Annotated in this window: 21 protein-coding genes; 17 read left to right on the top strand and 4 right to left on the bottom strand. The window is 53.2% G+C overall.

Annotation, left to right across the window (positions count from 1 at the left end; translation table 11 throughout):
- The first annotated feature begins 102 nt into the window (after positions 1-102).
- The 3 genes from pldB (at position 103) to FDW92_RS01685 (ending at position 2,915) form a co-directional block, all read left to right on the top strand.
- A complete protein-coding gene (pldB, locus tag FDW92_RS01675; RefSeq protein WP_042313994.1) occupies positions 103-1,119 on the top strand; it encodes a lysophospholipase L2 in 1,017 nt (338 codons plus the stop codon).
- Positions 1,120-1,134: 15 nt separating this feature from the next.
- Entirely contained in the window at positions 1,135-1,935 is an 801-nt protein-coding gene (gene yigL, locus FDW92_RS01680) for a sugar/pyridoxal phosphate phosphatase YigL (RefSeq protein ID WP_042313992.1), read from the top strand.
- An 80-nt stretch (positions 1,936-2,015) separates the two neighbouring features.
- Positions 2,016-2,915, top strand: a complete 900-nt coding sequence (locus FDW92_RS01685) for a carboxylate/amino acid/amine transporter (RefSeq protein WP_042313989.1) — start codon at positions 2,016-2,018, stop codon at positions 2,913-2,915.
- Here the strand turns inward: FDW92_RS01685 and metR are convergent.
- The gene (metR, locus tag FDW92_RS01690) at positions 2,803-3,756 is read right to left on the bottom strand and encodes an HTH-type transcriptional regulator MetR (RefSeq protein ID WP_038634477.1); all 954 of its coding nucleotides are present in this window, start codon (positions 3,754-3,756) and stop codon (positions 2,803-2,805) included. The two genes, FDW92_RS01685 and metR, sit on opposite strands and share 113 nt — an antisense overlap.
- Positions 3,757-4,004: 248 nt before the next feature.
- Between metR and metE the strand changes: the two genes are divergently transcribed.
- Complete coding sequence (gene metE / locus FDW92_RS01695; protein WP_042313986.1) at positions 4,005-6,266, top strand: 5-methyltetrahydropteroyltriglutamate--homocysteine S-methyltransferase; 2,262 nt, start codon at positions 4,005-4,007, stop codon at positions 6,264-6,266.
- A 54-nt stretch (positions 6,267-6,320) separates the two neighbouring features.
- Here metE and FDW92_RS01700 read toward each other — a convergent pair whose 3' ends face one another.
- Positions 6,321-7,127 (bottom strand): dienelactone hydrolase family protein, encoded by an 807-nt coding sequence (locus FDW92_RS01700; RefSeq protein ID WP_042313983.1) that lies wholly within the window; start codon positions 7,125-7,127, stop codon positions 6,321-6,323.
- A 265-nt stretch (positions 7,128-7,392) separates the two neighbouring features.
- On the opposite strand from FDW92_RS01700, the gene udp reads away from it, so the two are divergent.
- From udp to tatD, 9 genes are all read left to right on the top strand, one after another.
- Complete coding sequence (gene udp, locus FDW92_RS01705) at positions 7,393-8,154, top strand: uridine phosphorylase (RefSeq protein ID WP_003828923.1); 762 nt, start codon at positions 7,393-7,395, stop codon at positions 8,152-8,154.
- A gap of 140 nt (positions 8,155-8,294) precedes the next feature.
- Positions 8,295-9,725, top strand: a complete 1,431-nt coding sequence (gene rmuC, locus FDW92_RS01710; RefSeq protein WP_052511215.1) for a DNA recombination protein RmuC — start codon at positions 8,295-8,297, stop codon at positions 9,723-9,725.
- 94 nt (positions 9,726-9,819) lie between these two features.
- Positions 9,820-10,575, top strand: coding sequence for a bifunctional demethylmenaquinone methyltransferase/2-methoxy-6-polyprenyl-1,4-benzoquinol methylase UbiE (gene ubiE, locus FDW92_RS01715; protein WP_003017897.1), 756 nt, complete (start codon positions 9,820-9,822; stop codon positions 10,573-10,575).
- A 13-nt stretch (positions 10,576-10,588) separates the two neighbouring features.
- Positions 10,589-11,194: a ubiquinone biosynthesis protein UbiJ gene (gene ubiJ / locus FDW92_RS01720; protein ID WP_042313980.1), complete on the top strand. Its 606-nt coding sequence runs from the start codon at positions 10,589-10,591 to the stop codon at positions 11,192-11,194.
- Complete coding sequence (gene ubiB / locus FDW92_RS01725; RefSeq protein ID WP_042313978.1) at positions 11,191-12,831, top strand: ubiquinone biosynthesis regulatory protein kinase UbiB; 1,641 nt, start codon at positions 11,191-11,193, stop codon at positions 12,829-12,831. The genes ubiJ and ubiB overlap by 4 nt, the downstream gene beginning before the upstream one ends.
- Positions 12,832-12,909: 78 nt before the next feature.
- Positions 12,910-13,164: a Sec-independent protein translocase subunit TatA gene (tatA, locus tag FDW92_RS01730; protein ID WP_003017888.1), complete on the top strand. Its 255-nt coding sequence runs from the start codon at positions 12,910-12,912 to the stop codon at positions 13,162-13,164.
- A gap of 3 nt (positions 13,165-13,167) precedes the next feature.
- On the top strand, positions 13,168-13,716 hold the full coding sequence (gene tatB, locus FDW92_RS01735) for a Sec-independent protein translocase protein TatB (protein ID WP_042313975.1): 549 nt from the start codon (positions 13,168-13,170) through the stop codon (positions 13,714-13,716).
- 2 nt (positions 13,717-13,718) lie between these two features.
- Positions 13,719-14,510, top strand: coding sequence for a Sec-independent protein translocase subunit TatC (gene tatC / locus FDW92_RS01740; protein ID WP_042313973.1), 792 nt, complete (start codon positions 13,719-13,721; stop codon positions 14,508-14,510).
- Positions 14,511-14,551: 41 nt separating this feature from the next.
- Positions 14,552-15,334, top strand: coding sequence for a 3'-5' ssDNA/RNA exonuclease TatD (gene tatD, locus FDW92_RS01745; RefSeq protein WP_042313971.1), 783 nt, complete (start codon positions 14,552-14,554; stop codon positions 15,332-15,334).
- Between the two features lie 6 nt (positions 15,335-15,340).
- Here tatD and rfaH read toward each other — a convergent pair whose 3' ends face one another.
- The gene (gene rfaH / locus FDW92_RS01750; RefSeq protein WP_042313969.1) at positions 15,341-15,829 is read right to left on the bottom strand and encodes a transcription/translation regulatory transformer protein RfaH; all 489 of its coding nucleotides are present in this window, start codon (positions 15,827-15,829) and stop codon (positions 15,341-15,343) included.
- Between the two features lie 204 nt (positions 15,830-16,033).
- Here rfaH and ubiD point away from each other — a divergent pair, with 204 nt between their 5' ends.
- The 4 genes from ubiD to FDW92_RS01770 all read left to right on the top strand — a co-directional run bounded on the left by ubiD (position 16,034) and on the right by FDW92_RS01770 (position 20,402).
- Positions 16,034-17,527, top strand: a complete 1,494-nt coding sequence (gene ubiD, locus FDW92_RS01755; RefSeq protein ID WP_042313967.1) for a 4-hydroxy-3-polyprenylbenzoate decarboxylase — start codon at positions 16,034-16,036, stop codon at positions 17,525-17,527.
- 40 nt (positions 17,528-17,567) lie between these two features.
- On the top strand, positions 17,568-18,269 hold the full coding sequence (gene fre / locus FDW92_RS01760; RefSeq protein ID WP_042313965.1) for an NAD(P)H-flavin reductase: 702 nt from the start codon (positions 17,568-17,570) through the stop codon (positions 18,267-18,269).
- Positions 18,270-18,498: 229 nt separating this feature from the next.
- Positions 18,499-19,425 (top strand): ROK family protein, encoded by a 927-nt coding sequence (locus FDW92_RS01765; RefSeq protein WP_042313960.1) that lies wholly within the window; start codon positions 18,499-18,501, stop codon positions 19,423-19,425.
- Entirely contained in the window at positions 19,422-20,402 is a 981-nt protein-coding gene (locus tag FDW92_RS01770; protein ID WP_042313957.1) for a LacI family DNA-binding transcriptional regulator, read from the top strand. The genes FDW92_RS01765 and FDW92_RS01770 overlap by 4 nt, the downstream gene beginning before the upstream one ends.
- Before the next feature lie 178 nt (positions 20,403-20,580).
- Here the strand turns inward: FDW92_RS01770 and fadA are convergent, their stop codons facing one another.
- Complete coding sequence (fadA, locus tag FDW92_RS01775; RefSeq protein ID WP_038634440.1) at positions 20,581-21,744, bottom strand: acetyl-CoA C-acyltransferase FadA; 1,164 nt, start codon at positions 21,742-21,744, stop codon at positions 20,581-20,583.
- Between the last annotated feature and the right edge of the window lie 2 nt (positions 21,745-21,746).

The following is a 21,746-nucleotide window of genomic DNA, read 5'->3' on the forward strand; positions in this document are numbered from 1 at the left end:
CCCGGATTGTCTATTTTTATGCCACAATACGCTACTGTCGGTACGTTGTATCAGACATGGCAAAAAAAACGATTTTACTTGGTCAACGAGGCTGGATACCCGATGTTTCAGCAGCAAAAAGACTGGGAAACAAGAGAAAACGCGTTTGCTGCTTTTTCCATGGGACCACTGACAGATTTCTGGCGTCAGCGGGAAGAGGCGGAATTTACGGGCGTAGATAATGTTCCCGTACGCTTTGTGCGTTTTCACGCAGAGAAAAACGATCGTGTCATCGTCGTCTGTCCTGGACGCATTGAAAGCTATGTGAAATACGCTGAACTGGCGTATGACCTGTTTCATTCTGGTTTTGACGTTCTCATTATCGATCACCGTGGCCAAGGGCGTTCCGGGCGTATGCTTTCGGACCCGCATCGCGGTCATGTGGATAACTTTAATGACTATGTCGACGATTTAACCGCTTTCTGGCAGCAGGAAGTGTTACCCGGTCCGTGGATAAAACGCTATATACTGGCGCATTCTATGGGCGGGGCGATTGCCACGTTGTTCCTGCAGCGTCATCCGAATCAGTGTGATGCCATTGCGCTTTGCGCGCCGATGTTTGGTATTGTGATGCGCTTTCCCGACTGGATGGTGCGTCAAATTCTGGACTGGGCTGAAGGGCATCCACGGATCCGCGAGGGCTATGCCATGGGGACCGGGCGCTGGCGGGCGCTGCCATTCGGGATGAATGCGGTAACCCACAGTCGACAGCGCTATCGGCGCAATCTACGCTTCTATGCCGATGAACCTCGGCTGCGCGTGGGCGGTCCCACCTACCACTGGGTACGTGAAGGGATTCTGGCGGGTGAACAGGTCCTGGCCGGGGCGGGGGATGACGCGACGCCAACATTACTGATTCAGGCTGAAGAAGAGCGTTTGGTGGATAACCGTATGCACGATCGCTTTTGTGAACTCCGCGCCGCAGCGGGCCATCCTGTAGAGGGAGGTCAGCCGCTTGTCATTAAAGGCGCGTACCATGAGATCCTTTTTGAAAAGGACGCAATGCGCTCAGTCGCGCTTAACGCTATTGTCGAATTTTTCGACAAGCATAACTCATCCAGCGGAACCCGCTTTGCCTAGAGGTTTAATTTTCTTATGTATCAGGTTGTTGCGTCTGATTTAGACGGTACGCTGCTTTCCCCCGACCATACGTTGTCCCCTTATGCCAAAGAGACACTGAAATTATTGACCGCACGTGGCGTTAACTTCGTGTTTGCGACTGGCCGTCATCATGTTGATGTGGGGCAAATTCGCGATAACCTCGGCATTAAAACCTACATGATCACATCCAACGGTGCGCGCGTGCACGATTCTGCCGGGAATCTGGTGTTTACCCATAACCTGGATCGCGACATTGCCAGCGACCTGTTTGGCGTGGTGAATGCAAACCCGGACATCGTGACCAACGTTTATCGTGATGATGAATGGTTTATGAATCGCCATCGCCCGGACGAAATGCGCTTCTTTAAAGAAGCGGTATTTAACTATTCTCTGTTTGAACCTGCGCTACTGGAGCCTGAAGGCGTCAGCAAAGTGTTTTTTACCACCGATTCTCATGAAAGGCTGCTGCCGCTGGAGCAGGCGATTAACGCTCGCTGGGGCGATCGCGTCAACGTCAGCTTCTCTACGCTTACCTGTCTGGAAGTGATGGCTGGCGGCGTGTCGAAAGGTCATGCGCTGGAAGCGGTGGCGAAAGCGATGGGCTACAACCTGAAGGACTGTATCGCTTTCGGTGATGGCATGAACGATGCGGAAATGCTCTCCATGGCTGGCAAAGGCTGCATCATGGGCAACGCGCACCAGCGCCTGAAAGATCTTCATCCGGAACTGGACGTGATTGGACTCAACGCCGATGATGCCGTGCCGCACTATCTGCGTAAGCTCTTTTTGCAGTAACGCCATCGTTCGTTAGTTGACCAGTTGTCAACTAAAAACTTCGCTACAATGGGTGTACCTTTTGTTAAGAGACATCCATTGTGGCGTTACTCATCATTACCACAATTCTGTGGGCCTTTTCCTTTAGCCTGTTTGGCGAGTACCTTGCCGGTCATGTCGATAGCTATTTTGCGGTGCTGGTGCGCGTTGGGTTGGCGGCGCTGGTGTTCCTGCCATTTTTACGTACCCGTGGGCACAGCGTAAAAACGATCGCGCTGTATATGCTGGTAGGGGCCATGCAGCTTGGCATTATGTATATGCTGAGTTTTCACGCCTATCTGTACCTGACGGTTTCAGAGCTGCTGCTCTTTACCGTACTAACGCCGCTCTACATTACGCTAATTTATGACCTGATGAGCGGACGTCGTCTGCGCTGGAGCTACGCCTTCAGTGCATTGCTGGCGGTGATCGGTGCGGGGATCATTCGTTACGACCAGGTGACCAGCCACTTCTGGACCGGCCTGCTGTTGGTACAGCTATCCAATATCAGCTTTGCCATTGGTATGGTGGGCTACAAGCGTCTAATGGAAACACGGCCAATGCCGCAGCACAACGCCTTTGCCTGGTTTTACATGGGGGCATTTATGGTGGCGATAGTGGCCTGGTTCATGCTGGGTAATGCGCAGAAAATACCTGCAACCACGCTACAGTGGGGCATCCTGGTGTTTCTTGGCGTGGCGGCGTCCGGCATTGGTTACTTTATGTGGAACTACGGCGCGACTCAGGTGGATGCGGGTACGCTGGGCATCATGAACAATATGCATGTGCCGGCCGGGCTGTTGGTTAACCTGGCTATCTGGCATCAACAGCCTCACTGGCCGAGCTTCATCATTGGTGCGGCTGTGATAGTGGCCTCACTGTGGGTACATCGAAAGTGGGTCGTTCCGCACTCCGTACAAACGGCAGGTGATCGCAGGCGTGATTCCGCGCTGAGCGAATAAACGCTTCCGTGACCGGTTGTCGCTGCTCGCCATCGCGCACGGCGGCGTACAGTCGGCTCCACAATCCATCACCCAGGGTTTTGGTTACCACCAGGCCCTGGCGCTCAAAACTCTCCACTACCCAGTGTGGTAAAGCCGCGATACCCATTTTAGCTGCAACCATCTGAATCAGCAGCAAGGTGTTATCCACACTCTTCAGCGACGGGCTAACGCCCGCAGGTTGCAGGAAATGCCGCCAGACATCCAGCCGACTCCGTTGTACCGGATAAATAAGCAGCGTCTCGCTGGCTAAATCCTCCGGGGTGATTTGGGTTTTGCTGGCCAGCGGATGGTCCGGCGCCAGGACCAGGCGTACTTCAAAATCAAACATCGGCGAGTAGTGCAATCCGCTGCGCGGCAGAATGTCGGAGGTCAGCACCAGATCCAATTCATCCTGCTGTAGCGCAGGTTGCGGATCGAACGTCACGCCGGATTTAAAGTCCATTTCCACCTGCGGCCAGTTGGCACGAAAATTCTCCAGCGCGGGCGTCAGCCATTGGATACAGCTGTGGCATTCAATCGCGATGCGTAGCCGGGTTTGCTGCGGTTCGTTGCAGGCCTGTAGCGCGCGACCGATTTGCGGCAACACCTGGTTTGCCAGCTGCAGCAAAATTTCGCCCTGCGGCGTAAAGCGCAGAGGCTGACTTTTACGGATAAAAAGACGAAAGCCGAGGCGTTGCTCCAGATCGCTGAACTGGTGAGAAAGGGCGGATTGGGTCTGATGCAACGTCGCCGCTGCGGCTGCCAGCGAACCACTATTCCGCAACGCCTGGAGCGTTTTCAGGTGTTTAATCTCGATCATGAAAGTCCTTCACTTCGGCATGAACAAATTGCGCTTGAGGAATATACAGTAACCGCCAATTATGGATGTGTAAACATCTGGACGTCCAAAACTTGTCATATTTCGGCTTGCAGATGCGTTGGCTTCCTCGCTTACCCCAGTCACTTACTTCAGTAAGCTCCTGGGGATGCGCTGTGTCGCCGCCTTCCTGCAAACCGAACTATTTAGAGTTTTTGCTTCAGATTCAATAAAATAAGAGAGGAAGAAAAATGACAATATTGAATCACACCCTCGGTTTCCCTCGCGTTGGCCTGCGTCGCGAGTTGAAGAAAGCGCAAGAAAGCTACTGGGCGGGAAATTCTTCCCGTGAAGAATTGCTGGCCGTTGGCCGCGAGCTGCGCGCCCGCCACTGGGATCAGCAGAAGCAGGCGGGCATTGACCTGCTGCCGGTGGGCGATTTTGCCTGGTACGATCACGTGCTAACCACCAGCCTGCTGCTCGGCAACGTTCCGGCGCGTCATCAAAATAAAGACGGCTCGGTTGATATCGATACTTTATTCCGCATTGGCCGTGGCCGCGCCCCGACGGGTGAGCCCGCGGCGGCGGCAGAAATGACCAAATGGTTTAATACCAACTATCACTACATGGTGCCGGAATTCACCAAAGGTCAGCAGTTCAAACTGACCTGGACCCAACTGCTGGATGAAGTGGACGAAGCGCTGGCGCTCGGCCACAAGGTGAAGCCTGTGCTGCTTGGGCCGGTAACTTACCTGTGGCTGGGTAAAGTGAAGGGCGAACAGTTTGACCGTCTGACCCTGCTGAATGACATTCTGCCGGTTTACCAGCAGGTGCTGGCTGAGCTGGCGAAACGCGGTATTGAGTGGGTACAGATTGATGAACCCGCGCTGGTACTGGAGCTGCCGCAGGTTTGGCTGAACGCCTTCAAACCCGCGTATGATGCGCTGGCAGGGCAGGTAAAATTACTGCTGACCACTTATTTTGAAGGCGTAACGCCAAACCTGGATATCATTACCGCGCTGCCAGTGCAGGGTCTGCACGTTGATTTCGTTCATGGCAAAGATGACGTTGCCGAGCTGCACCAACGTCTGCCTGCCGACTGGCTGCTGTCAGCCGGTTTGGTAAACGGTCGTAACGTCTGGCGCGCCGATCTCAGCGAAAAATATGCGCAAATGAAAGATATCGTCGGCAAACGTGATCTGTGGGTGGCTTCTTCCTGCTCTCTGCTGCACAGCCCGATTGATTTGAGCGTGGAAACCCGGCTTGATGCGGAAGTGAAGAGCTGGTTTGCCTTCGCGCTGCAAAAATGCGGCGAGCTGGCGCTGTTGCGCGATGCGTTGAACAGCGGCGATACGGCGGCAATTGTGGAATGGAGCGCACCGATCCAGGCGCGTCGTCACTCTACCCGCGTACATAACGCCGCAGTGGAAAAACGTCTGGCGGCGATCACCGCCCAGGACAGCCAGCGCGCCAACGCTTACCCGGTTCGCGCTGAAGCACAGCGTGCCCGTTTTAATCTGCCGGCATGGCCGACCACGACTATCGGATCATTCCCGCAAACCACCGAAATTCGCGGTCTGCGTCTGGACTTCAAAAAAGGCAATCTTGATGCTGCCCACTATCGCACCGGTATTGCGGAGCATATCAAACAGGCGATTGTTGAGCAGGAACGTCTGGGGCTTGACGTGCTGGTACACGGTGAAGCCGAGCGTAATGACATGGTGGAATATTTTGGCGAACACCTGGACGGTTTCGTCTTTACCCAGAACGGTTGGGTGCAGAGCTATGGCTCTCGCTGCGTGAAGCCGCCGGTGGTGATTGGCGACGTCAGCCGCCCGGAAGCGATCACCGTGGAGTGGGCGAAGTACGCGCAGTCGCTGACCGACAAGCCGGTAAAAGGCATGTTGACCGGTCCGGTGACCATTCTCTGCTGGTCGTTCCCGCGTGAAGACGTGACGCGTGAAACCATCGCGAAGCAGATTGCGTTGGCGTTGCGTGACGAAGTGGCGGATCTGGAAGCGGCGGGTATCGGTATTATTCAGATTGACGAACCGGCGCTGCGCGAAGGTCTGCCGCTACGCCGCAGTGATTGGGCTGCGTATCTGGCGTGGGGGGTAGAAGCCTTCCGCATTAACGCGGCAGTGGCGAAGGATGAAACCCAGATCCATACCCACATGTGTTACTGCGAGTTCAATGACATCATGGATTCCATTGCGGCGCTGGACGCGGACGTGATCACCATTGAGACCTCTCGCTCTGATATGGAACTGCTGGAATCGTTTGAAGAGTTCGACTATCCGAATGAAATCGGACCGGGCGTCTACGACATACACTCGCCGAACGTCCCGAGCGTGGAGTGGATTGAGGCTCTGCTGAAGAAGGCCGAGCAGCGTATTCCGGCGGAACGTTTGTGGGTGAACCCGGACTGCGGCTTGAAAACCCGCGGCTGGCCGGAAACCCGTGCCGCGCTGGCTAACATGGTCAAAGCAGCGCAGAATCTGCGTCAGGCGTAAAAATAAAACGGAGGCGTTAGCCTCCGTTTTGATGATCGGTTTGCCTGGCGATACTTACTTCTTCTCGCCGTATTGCGCGAACCACTCCAGCATTCTCTGCCAGCCGTCTTTGGCCGACTCTTCGTGGTAGCTCGGGCGGTAATCGGCATTAAATGCATGCCCGGCATCGGGATAAACCACAATTTCCGCTTTAGCATTGGCGGCGCGTAGCGCCTGACGCATCGTTTCGACGGTATCCTGTGGGATACTGGTGTCCTGACCACCATAAAGTCCCAGGACGGGGGCGTTAAGATCGGTGGCGATATCAACGGGATGTTTCGGCGAGTTGAGGGTCTTATCACCCACCAGTTTGCCATACCATGCTACCGCTGCTTTTAACTGCGGATTGTGTGCGGCATACAGCCAGGTGATGCGTCCACCCCAACAAAAACCAGTGATCATTAATCGATGAGCATCCCCACCGTTGCGGGAGGCCCAACTGGCGACGTGGTCCAGGTCGGCCAGTACCTGAGAGTCAGGCACTTTGGCGACAAGGCCGCTGAGCAGCGTGGGGATATCGGCAAAGTCATTGGGATCGCCTTCGCGGAAGTAGAGCTCTGGTGCAATAGCCAGATATCCTTCCAGGGCCAGACGGCGGCAAACATCACGAATGTGTTCATGAATACCAAAAATCTCCTGCACGACAATAACCACGGGCAGGGGGCCATCGGTCTGTTTTGGTCGTGCGTGATACGCTGGCATATCATCGCCCTGTGAAGGTATGGACGTTACACCGGCGATAATTGCGTTATCCGGTGTGTGAACCGTGGTAGGCGTCGGTGGAGATACAGCAGGTGCAAAGCCAGATTGTCGTGTCGTCATGGTATTCTCCGTACCCTTAAATATTCAGCCAAAAAGCGCATTATTAACTATAGACATATGCAACGTACCACATTGCCTTAAACGGTCTATCTTTTGTGCAAGGAGTCCTTACATCACGCTGCTTATGTGACATCCGTCACTGTTTAATGGCAATCGAATGCAATTGATTTACATCATGGTGATGTCTGTCACGAAAATTTGTTTATGCCTTCGGTAAAGTGTGTTTTTGCTTCTTCTGACAAAACCGATTCACAGAGGAGTTTTTATGTCTAAGTCTGATGTTTTTCATCTCGGCCTCACTAAGAACGATTTACAAGGGGCTACGCTTGCTATCGTCCCTGGCGACCCGGAGCGTGTGGAAAAGATCGCCGCGCTGATGGATAAGCCGGTTAAGCTGGCATCCCATCGCGAGTTCACGACCTGGCGTGCTGAGCTGGATGGTAAAGCCGTGATCGTTTGCTCTACCGGTATCGGCGGCCCGTCCACCTCTATTGCCGTAGAAGAACTGGCGCAATTGGGCATTCGTACCTTCCTGCGTATCGGTACGACTGGCGCTATTCAGCCGCATATCAATGTGGGTGATGTGCTGGTCACCACTGCGTCTGTCCGTTTGGATGGCGCAAGCCTGCACTTCGCGCCAATGGAATTCCCGGCCGTTGCTGACTTCGAGTGCACCACTGCGCTGGTGGAAGCGGCGAAATCTATCGGTGCGACTACCCACGTGGGTGTCACCGCGTCTTCTGACACCTTCTACCCGGGCCAGGAGCGTTATGACACCTTCTCTGGTCGCGTAGTGAGCCGTTTCAAAGGCTCAATGGAAGAGTGGCAGTCCATGGGCGTCATGAACTACGAAATGGAATCCGCAACGTTGCTGACCATGTGCGCAAGCCAGGGCCTGCGTGCAGGTATGGTTGCTGGCGTTATCGTGAACCGTACTCAGCAAGAGATTCCTAATGCGGAAACGATGAAACAAACGGAAAGCCACGCGGTGAAAATCGTGGTGGAAGCTGCCCGCCGTTTACTGTAATTCTCCCGTCTGTTCAAAAAGGCCGACGCGTTCGGCCTTTTTATTTTGCGTAGTGCCTCGCAGGAAATTCCTTTTAAACTGGACGTTTATACAGCACAATTCTATTTTGTGCGGGTAAGCCGTGGCTGTAAGGGGGCGTTGTGGATATTACAATTATGATGAGTGCCGTGTTGGCATTAGCCGCAGGGCTGCTGGTGGGGTGGCTGGCGACAAAAGCGCGGGCCGATCAGATCCGTGCCGACCTCATCGAAGAGCGACGTGAACTGGATATTGCGTTAAGCGCAGCCCGTCAACAGCTCTCGCAGGAAGCCCATTGGCGCGACGAGTGCGAACTACTCAATAACGAATTACGCAGCCTGCACAGCATCAACACCTCTCTGGAAGCCGATCTCCGTGAAGTCACTACCCGGCTGGAAGCGACGCAGCAGCATGCGGAAGATAAAATCCGCCAGATGATCAACAGCGAACAACGCCTGAGTGAACAGTTTGAAAACCTGGCGAATCGCATTTTTGAGCACAGCAACCGCCGCGTAGATGAGCAAAACCGTCAAAGTCTGAACAGCCTGCTGACACCGCTTCGCGAACAACTGGACGGTTTTCGACGTCAGGTTCAGGATAGCTTCGGTAAAGAGGCGCAAGAGCGCCATACCCTGGCGCACGAAATTCGTAATCTCCAGCAACTTAACGCGCAGATGGCGCAGGAAGCGGTAAACCTGACGCGGGCCTTAAAAGGCGATAATAAAACGCAGGGTAACTGGGGTGAGGTGGTACTGACGCGGGTACTTGAAGCCTCCGGTCTGCGTGAAGGTTATGAATACGAAACCCAGGTTAGCATTGAAAACGATGCCCGTTCGCGAATGCAACCCGATGTCATTGTCCGGCTACCGCAGGGTAAAGATGTGGTAATCGACGCAAAAATGACGTTGGTTGCCTATGAGCGCTATTTTAACGCGGAAGATGAATATACCCGCGAGACTGCGTTGCAGGAACATATCGCCTCGGTGCGAAACCATATTCGTCTGTTGGGTCGTAAAGATTATCAACAGCTTCCCGGGCTGCGTTCGCTTGACTATGTGCTGATGTTTATTCCCGTCGAGCCCGCTTTTTTGCTGGCGCTGGACAGACAACCCGAACTGATAACCGAGGCGCTTAAAAATAACATTATGCTGGTCAGTCCTACTACGTTGTTAGTGGCATTGCGCACGATCGCCAACCTGTGGCGCTACGAGCATCAGAGCCGTAATGCGCAACAAATTGCCGATCGGGCCAGCAAACTTTATGACAAGATGCGCTTGTTTGTGGATGATATGTCGGCGATTGGCCAAAGTCTGGATAAAGCCCAGGACAACTACCGACAAGCGATGAAAAAGCTCTCTTCGGGCCGTGGAAACGTCCTGTCACAGGCAGAAGCGTTTCGCAGTTTAGGTGTGGAAATTAAGCGTGAGATAAATCCTGAGCTGGCTGAACAAGCCACTACGCAGGATGAAGAGTACCGGTTGCGCGCGGTCCCTGAGACGCAACAGGATGAGCCTTACCCTGATGATGAAGCAGTAAATCAGCAATCAAACTAGTCCGTTTGGGGTAGTTGAACCCAGTAGAAGGGTAGGGCAAATTGGCCCAATCTGTTACACTTCTTGAACATTTTTTGAATGAGCAGGCACTGAGATGGTGGATAATTCACAAGAAACGACGCACTTTGGCTTTCAGACCGTCGCTAAAGAGCAGAAAGCTGACATGGTGGCCCACGTTTTTCATTCTGTGGCCTCGAAATATGACGTTATGAATGACTTAATGTCATTTGGCATTCATCGTTTGTGGAAGCGCTTCACCATTGATTGCAGTGGCGTGCGTCGCGGTCAAACCGTTCTGGATTTGGCGGGCGGTACGGGCGACCTGACGGCGAAATTCTCTCGCATGGTGGGTGAAACCGGTAAAGTCGTACTGGCGGATATCAATGACTCAATGCTCAAAATGGGTCGCGAAAAGCTGCGTAATATCGGCGTAGTGGGTAACGTTGAGTACGTTCAGGCGAACGCGGAAGCACTGCCTTTCCCTGACAACACGTTTGACTGCATTACCATTTCTTTCGGTCTGCGCAACGTAACGGATAAAGACAAAGCTTTACGATCCATGTATCGCGTGTTGAAGCCGGGCGGACGTTTACTGGTGCTGGAGTTCTCCAAACCGATTATCGAACCGCTGAGCAAGGCCTACGATGCTTATTCTTTCCATGTTCTGCCGCGCATAGGTTCCATGGTCGCAAGCGATGCGGACAGTTACCGCTATTTGGCGGAGTCCATTCGCATGCATCCCGATCAGGACACGCTAAAAGCAATGATGCAAGATGCCGGGTTCGAAAGCGTTGATTACTACAACCTGACGGCTGGTGTCGTTGCGCTGCATCGTGGTTACAAGTTCTGACAGGAGATTGGGGATGCCTTTAAAACCCTTAGTGACCGCAGGCGTTGAAAATCTGCTCAATACCTTTCTGTATCGTTCTCCTGCGCTGAAGTCAGCCAGAACACGTTTACAGAGCAAGGTGCTGCGTGTTGATCTTAAAGGATTTTCAACACCTTTAGTCCTGGTGTTTAGTGAACGCCAGGTCGATGTGCTGGGGGCATGGGAAGGCGAAGCCGATTGCACAGTAATCACACATGCCAGCGTGTTGCCGAAATTACGCGACCGCCAGCAACTTACCACGCTTATTCGCAGCGGTGAGCTGGAAGTTCAGGGTGATATCCAGGTGGTGCAGCATTTTGTTGCTCTGGCCGATCTGGCTGAGTTTGATCCCGCAGAATTGTTAGCGCCCTATACCGGCGATATCGTCGCGGAGGGGGTCAGCAAAGTCTTGCGTGGTGGCGCGAAGTTCTTGCGCCATAACATTCAGCGCCAGCAGCGCTATGTAGCCGAAGCGATCACCGAAGAGTGGCGTATGGCTCCCGGTCCGCTTGAGGTTGCATGGTTTGCAGAAGAAACGGCAGCCATTGAACGCGCGGTCGAATCTCTGGCCAAACGGCTGGAAAAACTGGAGGCCAAATGACGCCAGGTGAAGTACGGCGCCTTTATTTCATCATTCGCACTTTTTTAAGCTACGGTCTTGATGAACTCATCCCCAAAATGCGTATTACGCTGCCGCTTCGGTTGTGGCGTTACTCGTTGTTCTGGATGCCCAATCAGCATAAAGACAAACCGCTGGGAGAAAGGCTGAGACTGGCTTTACAGGAACTCGGCCCGGTGTGGATTAAATTTGGGCAAATGCTCTCCACTCGCCGTGACCTTTTCCCACCGCACATCGCCGATCAGCTTGCGCTATTGCAGGATCGCGTTGCCCCATTCGATGGGCAGCGAGCGAAAGAACAAATCGAAGAAGCCATGGGCGGGCTGTCCGTCGAGGAGTGGTTTGATGATTTTGAGATCACGCCGCTGGCATCTGCGTCTATTGCCCAGGTCCATACCGCGCGATTGAAATCCAATGGTAAAGAGGTGGTGATCAAAGTTATCCGCCCGGACATACTTCCGGTGATTAAAGCGGATTTAAAACTGATCTACCGCCTTGCGCGCTGGGTTCCTCGCCTGCTACCGGATGGCCGTCGCCTGCGACCAACAGAAGTGGTCCGCGAGTATGAAAAAACGTTGATTGATGAGCTGAACCTGCTGCGCGAATCGGCGAACGCAATTCAGCTGCGACGTAATTTTGAAGATAGCCCGATGCTGTACATCCCGGAAGTGTATTCCGACTATTGCAGTCAGAACATGATGGTGATGGAGCGCATATATGGTATCCCCGTATCGGATGTCGCAACGCTTGAGAAGAATGGCACCAACATGAAGTTGTTGGCTGAACGCGGTGTGCAGGTCTTCTTTACTCAGGTCTTTCGCGATAGTTTTTTCCATGCGGACATGCATCCTGGGAATATTTTCGTCAGTTATGAGCACCCTGAAAACCCGAAGTACATTGGTATTGATTGCGGGATTGTGGGTTCTTTAAATAAAGAAGATAAGCGCTATCTGGCTGAAAACTTCATCGCGTTCTTTAACCGAGACTACCGCAAAGTTGCCGAATTGCACGTGGATTCAGGTTGGGTTCCGCCCGATACCAACGTTGAAGAGTTTGAATTCGCCATTCGTACCGTGTGCGAACCGATATTCGAAAAACCGCTGGCGGAGATTTCCTTTGGTCACGTGCTGTTGAATCTGTTTAACACCGCGCGTCGATTCAACATGGAAGTCCAGCCCCAGCTGGTTTTGCTCCAGAAGACGCTGCTGTATGTTGAAGGTGTCGGACGACAGCTCTACCCACAGTTAGATTTGTGGAAAACGGCTAAGCCGTTTCTCGAATCCTGGATTAAAGATCAGGTCGGTATTCCGGCGCTCGTCAGGGCATTTAAAGAAAAAGCCCCGTTCTGGGTCGAAAAAATGCCAGAAATACCTGAACTGGTGTATGACAGTTTGCGCCAGGGCAAATATTTACAGCACAGTGTTGATAAGATTGCCCGCGAGCTTCACGCTAATCATGTGCGTCAGGGACAATCCCGTTATTTATTGGGCATTGGCGCAACATTGTTGCTAAGTGGAACATTCCTGCTGGTAAGCCGTCCTGAGTGGGGGCTTATGCCAGGCTGGTTAATGGCGGGAGGCGTCATAGCCTGGCTAATCGGCTGGCGCAAAATGCGCTGAATTTTTCATCGCCCAAGGCAGGCCGTGTAACGTATACTACGGCCTTATTAATTCATCATCTATGACAGAGGAACATGTATGGGTGGTATCAGTATTTGGCAGTTGTTGATCATTGCCGTCATCGTTGTACTGCTATTTGGCACCAAGAAACTCGGCTCCATCGGTTCCGATCTTGGCGCGTCTATTAAAGGCTTCAAAAAAGCGATGGGTGATGATGAACCTAAGCAAGATAAAACCAGCCAGGATGCTGATTTTACTGCTAAATCCATCACCGATAAGCAGGGCGAAGTGAAAAAGGAAGACGCCAAAAGCCAAGATAAAGAGCAGGTATAATCCGTGTTTGATATCGGTTTTAGCGAGCTGTTATTGGTGTTCGTTATCGGCCTCATTGTCCTGGGGCCGCAGCGTTTACCCGTAGCGGTAAAAACGGTTGCTGGCTGGGTTCGCGCTTTGCGTTCCCTTGCGACTACTGTTCAGAACGAACTGACCCAGGAGCTTAAGCTTCAGGAATTCCAGGACAGCCTGAAGAAAGTAGAAAAAGCGAGCCTGACAAATCTGACCCCGGAGCTGAAAGCATCAATGGATGAGCTGCGTGAAGCGGCGGAGTCGATGAAGCGTTCTTATAGCGTGCACGATCCTGAGAAAGCCAGCGATGAAGCGCACACTATCCATAATCCGGTGGTGAAAGACGGTGAAGCACAGCGAGAAGGGGTCACCCCAGCTGCCGCTGAAAACCAGGCCAGTTCGCCGGAGCAAAAACCGGAATCCACGGGTGCTAAAAAGCCAGAGCCGACGGAAAACGCTTCCGCCACGTTGATGGATGCAGAAAAGAAAGCTGCCGCACCTGTTGTCGAATCCTCCCCCTCGTCGAGTGATAAACCGTAAACATGGCTGTAGAAGATACCCAACCGCTCATCACGCATCTTATTGAGCTGCGTAAGCGACTCCTGAACTGCATTATTGCGGTATTCGTGATCTTTCTGGCATTGGTGTACTTTGCCAACGACATTTACCATATGGTTGCGGCGCCGTTGATCAAACAGATGCCGCAGGGCGCAACGATGATCGCCACCGATGTGGCCTCGCCGTTCTTTACCCCGATAAAGTTAACCTTCATGGTGTCGCTGATTCTGTCAGCGCCAGTGATCCTCTACCAGGTCTGGGCATTCATTGCGCCTGCTTTGTACAAACATGAACGTCGCCTGGTTGTGCCGCTGCTGGTCTCCAGTTCGTTATTGTTCTACATCGGTATGGCATTCGCCTATTTTGTCGTCTTCCCGCTGGCGTTTGGTTTCCTTGCCAACACAGCTCCGCAAGGCGTACAGGTATCGACAGACATTGCCAGCTATCTCAGCTTCGTAATGGCGTTGTTTATGGCTTTCGGTGTCTCTTTTGAGGTTCCTGTCGCCATTGTGCTGCTATGCTGGATGGGCATTACGACGCCTGAAGACTTACGTAAGAAACGTCCTTACGTTGTAGTCGGCGCATTTGTCGTCGGGATGCTATTGACCCCACCAGATGTCTTCTCGCAAACGCTGTTGGCGATACCGATGTACTGCCTGTTCGAGGTGGGTGTGTTCTTCTCTCGATTCTATGTCGGTAAGCGACGTACGCGAGATGAGGATAACGAGGCTGAAGAAGCAAAAGAAGCCGAAGCCGCCGAGAAAACTGAAGAATAAACGCAACCGCCCGTCAGGGCGGTTGTCATATGGGAGGAAGCATGTTTGATATTGGCGTTAATTTAACCAGTTCACAATTTACGAAAGACCGGGATGAGGTCGTGGCGCGCGCCTTTGCTGCGGGCGTAAACGGTATGCTTCTGACCGGAACAAACCTGCACGAAAGCCAGCAGGCTTTAACGTTGGCGCAGCATTATCCACATTGCTGGTCCACGGCTGGCGTGCACCCGCATGACAGCAGCCAATGGCAGTCCTCAACAGAAGCAGAGATTATCGCACTGGCAAATCATTCGCAGGTGGTCGCTATTGGTGAGTGCGGCCTGGATTTCAATCGCAATTTCTCCACGCCGCAGGAGCAGGAGCGTGCTTTTGAGGCGCAACTGCGCATTGCTGCTGAACTGCAGATGCCGGTTTTCATGCATTGTCGGGATGCCCATGAGCGTTTTCTGACGTTGCTGGATCCGTGGCTGGATAGCCTGCCCGGTGCGGTGCTGCACTGCTTTACTGGCTCGCGGCAGGAGATGCAGGACTGTGTAGACCGCGGGCTTTATATTGGTATCACCGGGTGGGTCTGTGATGAGCGCCGGGGCATGGAGCTGCGTGAGCTGCTGCCCTTTATCCCGGTTGAGAGATTGCTGATCGAAACCGATGCGCCTTACTTACTTCCCCGGGATTTAACGCCTAAGCCAGCGTCACGGCGCAATGAACCTGCGCACCTTCCCCATATTCTTGAGCGTATTGCCCACTGGCGCGGCGAGGATCCTCAATGGTTGTCAGCAACCATTGATGCTAACGTCAGAACGCTGTTTGAAGTGACCTTCTAAGGCTATTTAAATTTTTCGAAAGCCGGTATTTTTCACGCTCTGCTTAACCTCTTTATTCAACAGGTTAAGCAGCAGCATGGAACGCGCTTCGCCATCGGGTTCGGTAAAGATCGCTTTCAACCCCTCAAACGCACCTTCAGTAATAATTACACTGTCCCCCGGATGAGGGGTTTCAGGGTCAACAATACCTTCAGGTTTGTAGACAGAAAGTTGATGAATGACGGGAGAAGGAACGGTCGCCGGCGTCGCACCGAAACGGACGAAATGGCTGACACCACGCGTGGCATTGATGGTGGTGGTGTGGATCACTTCCGGGTCGAACTCGACAAACATGTAATTAGGGAATAGGGGTTCACTGACTGTGGTACGTTTACCGCGCACCATTTTTTCCAGGGTGATCATAGGTGTCAGGCAGTTCACCGCCTGTCTTTCCAGGTGTTCCTGGGCTCGCTGAAGTTGCCCACGTTTGCAGTACAGTAAATACCAGGCTTGCATAATAACTCTTATCCGCTTGTTCTGAGCGCCAGCATAGCAAAAGCCATGAGTTAAGTTAATTATACCCGCCGCAAAGCAGGCTGAAACCCAATGGGTATATACTCCTGGGGCTTATATGTATCGCCAGAGTTCACGCTAATTTAACAAAAATACAGCATCACAATGATGAACGCCGTATAATGAAGCGCTTACGAAGAGGCCACAATGGACGCCATGAAATATCACGATTTACGCGACTTCCTGACGCTGCTTGAACAGCAAGGCGAGCTCAAACGCATTTCGCTTGAGGTGGATCCCCACCTGGAGATCACTGAAATTGCCGATCGCACTCTGCGTGCTGGTGGGCCTGCGTTACTGTTTGAAAATCCTAAAGGCTATTCAATGCCGGTGCTGTGTAACCTGTTTGGCACACCGAAGCGTGTGGCGATGGGGATGGGGCAAGAAGATGTCTCGGCGCTACGGGAAGTCGGTAAGCTGTTGGCGTTTTTGAAAGAGCCTGAGCCACCGAAAGGATTTCGCGATCTGTTTGATAAGCTGCCGCAGTTTAAGCAGGTGTTGAACATGCCGACTAAGCGGTTACGCGGTGCACCTTGCCAGCAAAAAATCTATTCAGGTGATGAAGTCGACTTAAACCGTATTCCGATTATGACCTGCTGGCCAGAGGATGCTGCGCCGCTGATTACCTGGGGGCTGACCGTTACGCGCGGCCCGCACAAAGAGCGGCAGAATCTCGGTATCTATCGTCAGCAACTGATTGGCAAAAACAAGCTTATTATGCGCTGGCTTTCCCATCGAGGCGGCGCGCTTGATTACCAGGAGTGGCGCGCGGCGCATCCTGGTGAACGGTTCCCGGTTTCTGTGGCCTTGGGAGCTGACCCGGCGACAATTCTGGGTGCTGTTACCCCTGTCCCGGATACGTTATCTGAATACGCATTTGCCGGGCTGTTGCGTGGCACCAAAACTGAAGTGGTCAAATGTATTTCCAACGACCTGGAAGTGCCTGCCAGTGCTGAAATTGTGCTGGAAGGCTATATCGAACCGGGTGAAATGGCCCCGGAAGGACCGTATGGCGATCATACCGGTTATTACAATGAAGTAGATAGCTTCCCGGTCTTTACCGTCACGCACATTACCCAGCGCGAAGATGCAATTTATCACTCTACTTATACCGGACGCCCACCGGATGAGCCCGCAGTGCTTGGCGTAGCGCTGAATGAAGTCTTCGTGCCTATTCTGCAAAAGCAGTTTCCGGAAATCGTCGACTTTTACCTGCCGCCGGAAGGCTGTTCATATCGTCTGGCCGTAGTGACGATAAAAAAACAGTACGCCGGTCATGCCAAACGCGTCATGATGGGTGTCTGGTCGTTTTTGCGTCAGTTTATGTACACCAAATTTGTTATTGTCTGTGATGATGACGTCAACGCACGCGACTGGAATGATGTGATTTGGGCGATTACGACTCGTATGGACCCGGCCCGGGATACTGTACTGGTAGAGAATACACCCATTGATTACCTGGACTTTGCCTCGCCGGTTTCCGGTCTTGGTTCAAAAATGGGGCTGGATGCCACCAATAAATGGCCGGGCGAAACCCAGCGCGAATGGGGACGTCCGATAAAAAAAGATCCTGAAGTCACTGCGCGCATTGACGCAATTTGGGATGAACTGGCCATCTTTAATGACGGCAAAAGCGCCTGAGGCGCGATCGTTTTGCCTATTGATCCGACAGAGAGAGCGCATGACAACCTTAAGCTGTAAAGTGACCTCGGTAGAAGCTATCACTGACACCGTATATCGCGTTCGTTTAGTGCCAGACGCGGCGTTTTCCTTTCGTGCCGGCCAGTATTTAATGGTCGTAATGGACGAACGAGATAAGCGTCCGTTCTCCATGGCATCTACGCCGGACGAGCAGGGGTTCATTGAACTGCACGTTGGCGCTTCTGAGCTAAATCTGTATGCCATGGCCGTAATGGATCGCATTCTGAAAGACCGGGAAATTAAGGTCGACATTCCGCATGGCGAAGCCTGGCTGCGTGATGAGGACGATCGCCCGCTGATCCTGATTGCCGGCGGGACGGGATTCTCTTACGCGCGTTCGATTCTGCTTACCGCGCTGGCGCGTAATCCAAACCGCGATATCACCATTTACTGGGGCGGGCGCGAAGAGAAGCATCTCTACGATCTCTCTGAGCTGGAAGCACTGTCAGTAAATCACCCGAACCTGCGCGTTGAGCCAGTGGTGGAACAGCCTGAAGAAGGCTGGCGTGGCCGTACGGGCACCGTATTAACGGCAGTATTACAGGATTACGGTACCCTGGCGGAACACGATATCTACATTGCCGGACGTTTTGAAATGGCCAAAATCGCGCGCGATCTGTTCTGCAATGAACGCAGTGCGCGTGAAGATCGCCTGTTTGGTGACGCGTTCGCATTTATTTAACCGCTGTGCGCCGGAGCCCTTCCGGCGCATTCATCACTCACCTTACTTCTACTTACAGGGTGCAAGCCCGGTCCCGTTGCCTCTCTTATCTCACCAGTTTTTTAGTAAACTTTTTTTGTCTATCTATTAATCATAAAAATTAGCTTTTGTGACGGAACTCTTTTTGTTTAGTAAACAAAATGGGCAAGCTATGCAGCATCACATTACAAGGCGCAAACGAGGGAAAACCATGAGACTTGGCCTGGATATTGGCGGGACTAAAATCGAAGCGGTAGTGATTGATAATACGGGTGAAATTGTTTATCGCGAGCGATGCGCAACCCCAAAGCAGAGCTATGGTGATTTTTTCCAGGCCGTAACGGAGATGATTGCCAAGGCCAGGCAGGCCGTTAATCAGCCTTTCTCGGTTGGCGTTGGGGTGCCCGGTGCGGTGGATAGCGAAGGGTTAATCAAAAACTCCAACATTCTGGTGCTGAATCAGCAGACCTTTGCGCAAGATCTTGAGCAAGCGTTAGGGATGGCTGTGCCCGTCACCAACGATGCTAACTGCTTTACGCTGTCAGAGGCGATGGACGGCAGCGGATATGGACACAGCGTCGTTTTTGGCGTCATCCTCGGTACCGGTTGTGGCGGCGGTGTGTGTATCGATAACCGTCTGATTTCCGGTCCTAACGCCTGCGCAGGCGAGTGGGGGCATAATGCCTTGCCGCGTTATCATGAATCCCGGGATGGGGCCGCAGTGACATGCTATTGTGGGCAGTTGAACTGCATCGAGAGCTTTATTTCCGGCAGCGGCCTGGAACGCCAGTATTTGAACCACACCGCGCAACATGCGGGGGTGCCACAAATTATGCGACAGGTAGCATCGGGTGATGCAGATGCCTGTTTGTTATGGGAACGCTATTGCGATCAACTGGCGCGTGCGTTGGCAAGCGTGGTGAATACGCTCGATCCCGATGTCATTGTGTTGGGGGGCGGGGTATCTAATATCGATTTACTGTATTCTGGCTTGCAGGCGCGAGTAGCGCAGTACGTATTTGGTAAGCAGTGCCGTACACCGATTGTTCAGGCCCGACACGGTGACAGTAGCGGCGTTCGCGGTGCCGCCTGGCTGGGGGCACAACAAGCCAGCGTAGAATCAATGAGAGTGAAATGACGAAACCTGTACGTATCAGAGACATTGCCGAAGCGTGTGGGGTCTCAGTTGGCGCTGTTTCCCGTGCGTTAAAAGGGCAGCCGGGGCTGCGTGAAGATACCCGGTTGCGCATTATTTCTGTGGCTCAGCAGCAAGGTTATGATTTTTCCCGCCTGCGCAGCGACAAGATCAAACGTGTCCTGTTTTTGCTGCATCGTCAGCACAATATCAGCCACGCATTGCCGTTTTACTCTCAGTTGCTGTTAGGCATAGAAGATCTTTGTCGTGAGAACGGCATTGCGCTGAGCTTTCTGTCTATTGGTCCGGGTGATGCAGTGAGTGAGCAGGTGCTGCTGCACCAGCCGGATGCGCTGATCTGCGCCGGATTTTTTGAGCCTGAATTGCTTGGGCTGCTGCAACAGATGAAACTGCCGTTGGTGCTGGTGGATCTCTGGGCGCCTGGCCTGCCCTGCGTCAATCCGGACAACACCCAGGGCGGCTATCTGGCCACGCAACACCTGATTGCACAAGGTCGCAACCGCATCGCTTTTCTTGCCAGTACACTTTCTCACTACAGTATTCGCCAGCGTGAGAAGGGCTATCGTCAGGCATTGTATGAAGCCCGGTTGCTGATGCCACCAGAGTACGAAGCCATCGCGCCGCCGTTGCTGGATACCGAGCAATCTTTGGTAGAGGCGGTTAATGAGCTGCTCAAGTTGCCGGAGCCACCCGACGCCATTTTTGCCTATAACGATGCGGCAGCGATGGTTGTTCAAAGAGTGTGTGCGCAGCAGGGTATACGTATCCCGGAAGATCTTGCGCTGGTAGGGTTTGATGATATCGATGCCGCAGCCTGGTCACATCCGCCGCTGAGCACTATCGCGGTTGATAAGCAACAACTGGGTCGGGAAGCGCTGCGTTTACTGCTGGAAGAGAAGCAGGAAGAGAATCTGCTGCTGCCGGTGCAGTTAGTGGTACGAGGTAGTTCAGGGAAATAAAAAACCCGCCCCTGACAGGCGGGAAGAACGGCAACTAAACCTTTCCCCGTCATAATTCACACTGCTTCTTTGTTGGCTGCCTTTGCTCACCCCGGTCACATAGTTATCTATGCTCCCGGGGATTCGCTCAGTTGCCGCCGCGATGCAGCGCGAATTATTTAGGGGAATTTATCTTTGATTAAACTCGCTCAAATACCGTCGCGATACCCTGACCTAACCCGATACACATCGTCGCCAGACCAAACTGTACGTCTTTGCGTTCCATCAGGTTGAGCAGGGTAGTGCTGATACGCGCACCGGAACAGCCCAGCGGGTGACCCAATGCGATCGCCCCGCCGTTGAGGTTGATCTTCTCGTCGATCTGCTCCATCAGCCCCAGATCTTTAATACACGGCAGGATCTGGGCGGCAAAAGCTTCATTCATTTCAAACAAGCCGATGTCGCTGGTGGAGAGTCCCGCTTTTTTCAGTGCCAGCTTTGAAGCCGGAACCGGACCGTAGCCCATGATGGAAGGGTCACAGCCGACAACGGCCATTGAACGAATTCGGGCACGTGGCGTCAGACCCAGCTCACGGGCACGGCTTTCGCTCATGACCAGCATCGCGGCAGCACCATCGGAAAGCGCGGAGGAGGTACCGGCCGTCACTGTGCCGCTAACCGGATCGAATGCCGGGCGCAAAGTAGAAAGCGCTTCAACCGTGGTCTCCGGGCGGATAACTTCATCGTAGTTAAACTGCTTCAGCACGCCGTCTGCATCATGACCGCCAGTCGGGATGATTTCATTTTTAAATGCGCCAGACTGGGTCGCGGCCCAGGCGCGAGCGTGTGAACGTGCGGCGAAGGCGTCCTGCATTTCACGGCTAATACCGTGCATGCGGGAGAGCATTTCCGCCGTCAGGCCCATCATCCCCGCGGCTTTCGCCACGTTGCGGCTCATACCCGGGTGGAAATCAACGCCGTGACTCATCGGCACATGGCCCATATGTTCTACGCCGCCAATCAGACACGCCTGAGCATCACCGGTCATGATCATCCGTGCCGCATCGTGCAGCGCCTGCATGGATGAACCACACAGACGGTTAACGGTCACTGCCGGTACTGAATGCGGGATTTCCGCCAGTAGTGACGCGTTACGAGCGATGTTGAAGCCCTGCTCCAGCGTTTGCTGCACACAGCCCCAGTAAATATCATCAAGTGCGGATGGCTCCAGCGCTGGATTACGCGCCAGCAGGCTACGCATTAAATGTGCGGAGAGATCTTCTGCCCGCACGTTACGAAACGCGCCCCCTTTCGAACGGCCCATCGGGGTACGGATCGCATCAACAATTACAACCTGTTCCATTG

This window comes from Citrobacter sp. wls706 (assembly GCF_005281305.1).
Classification (GTDB): domain Bacteria; phylum Pseudomonadota; class Gammaproteobacteria; order Enterobacterales; family Enterobacteriaceae; genus Citrobacter; species Citrobacter werkmanii.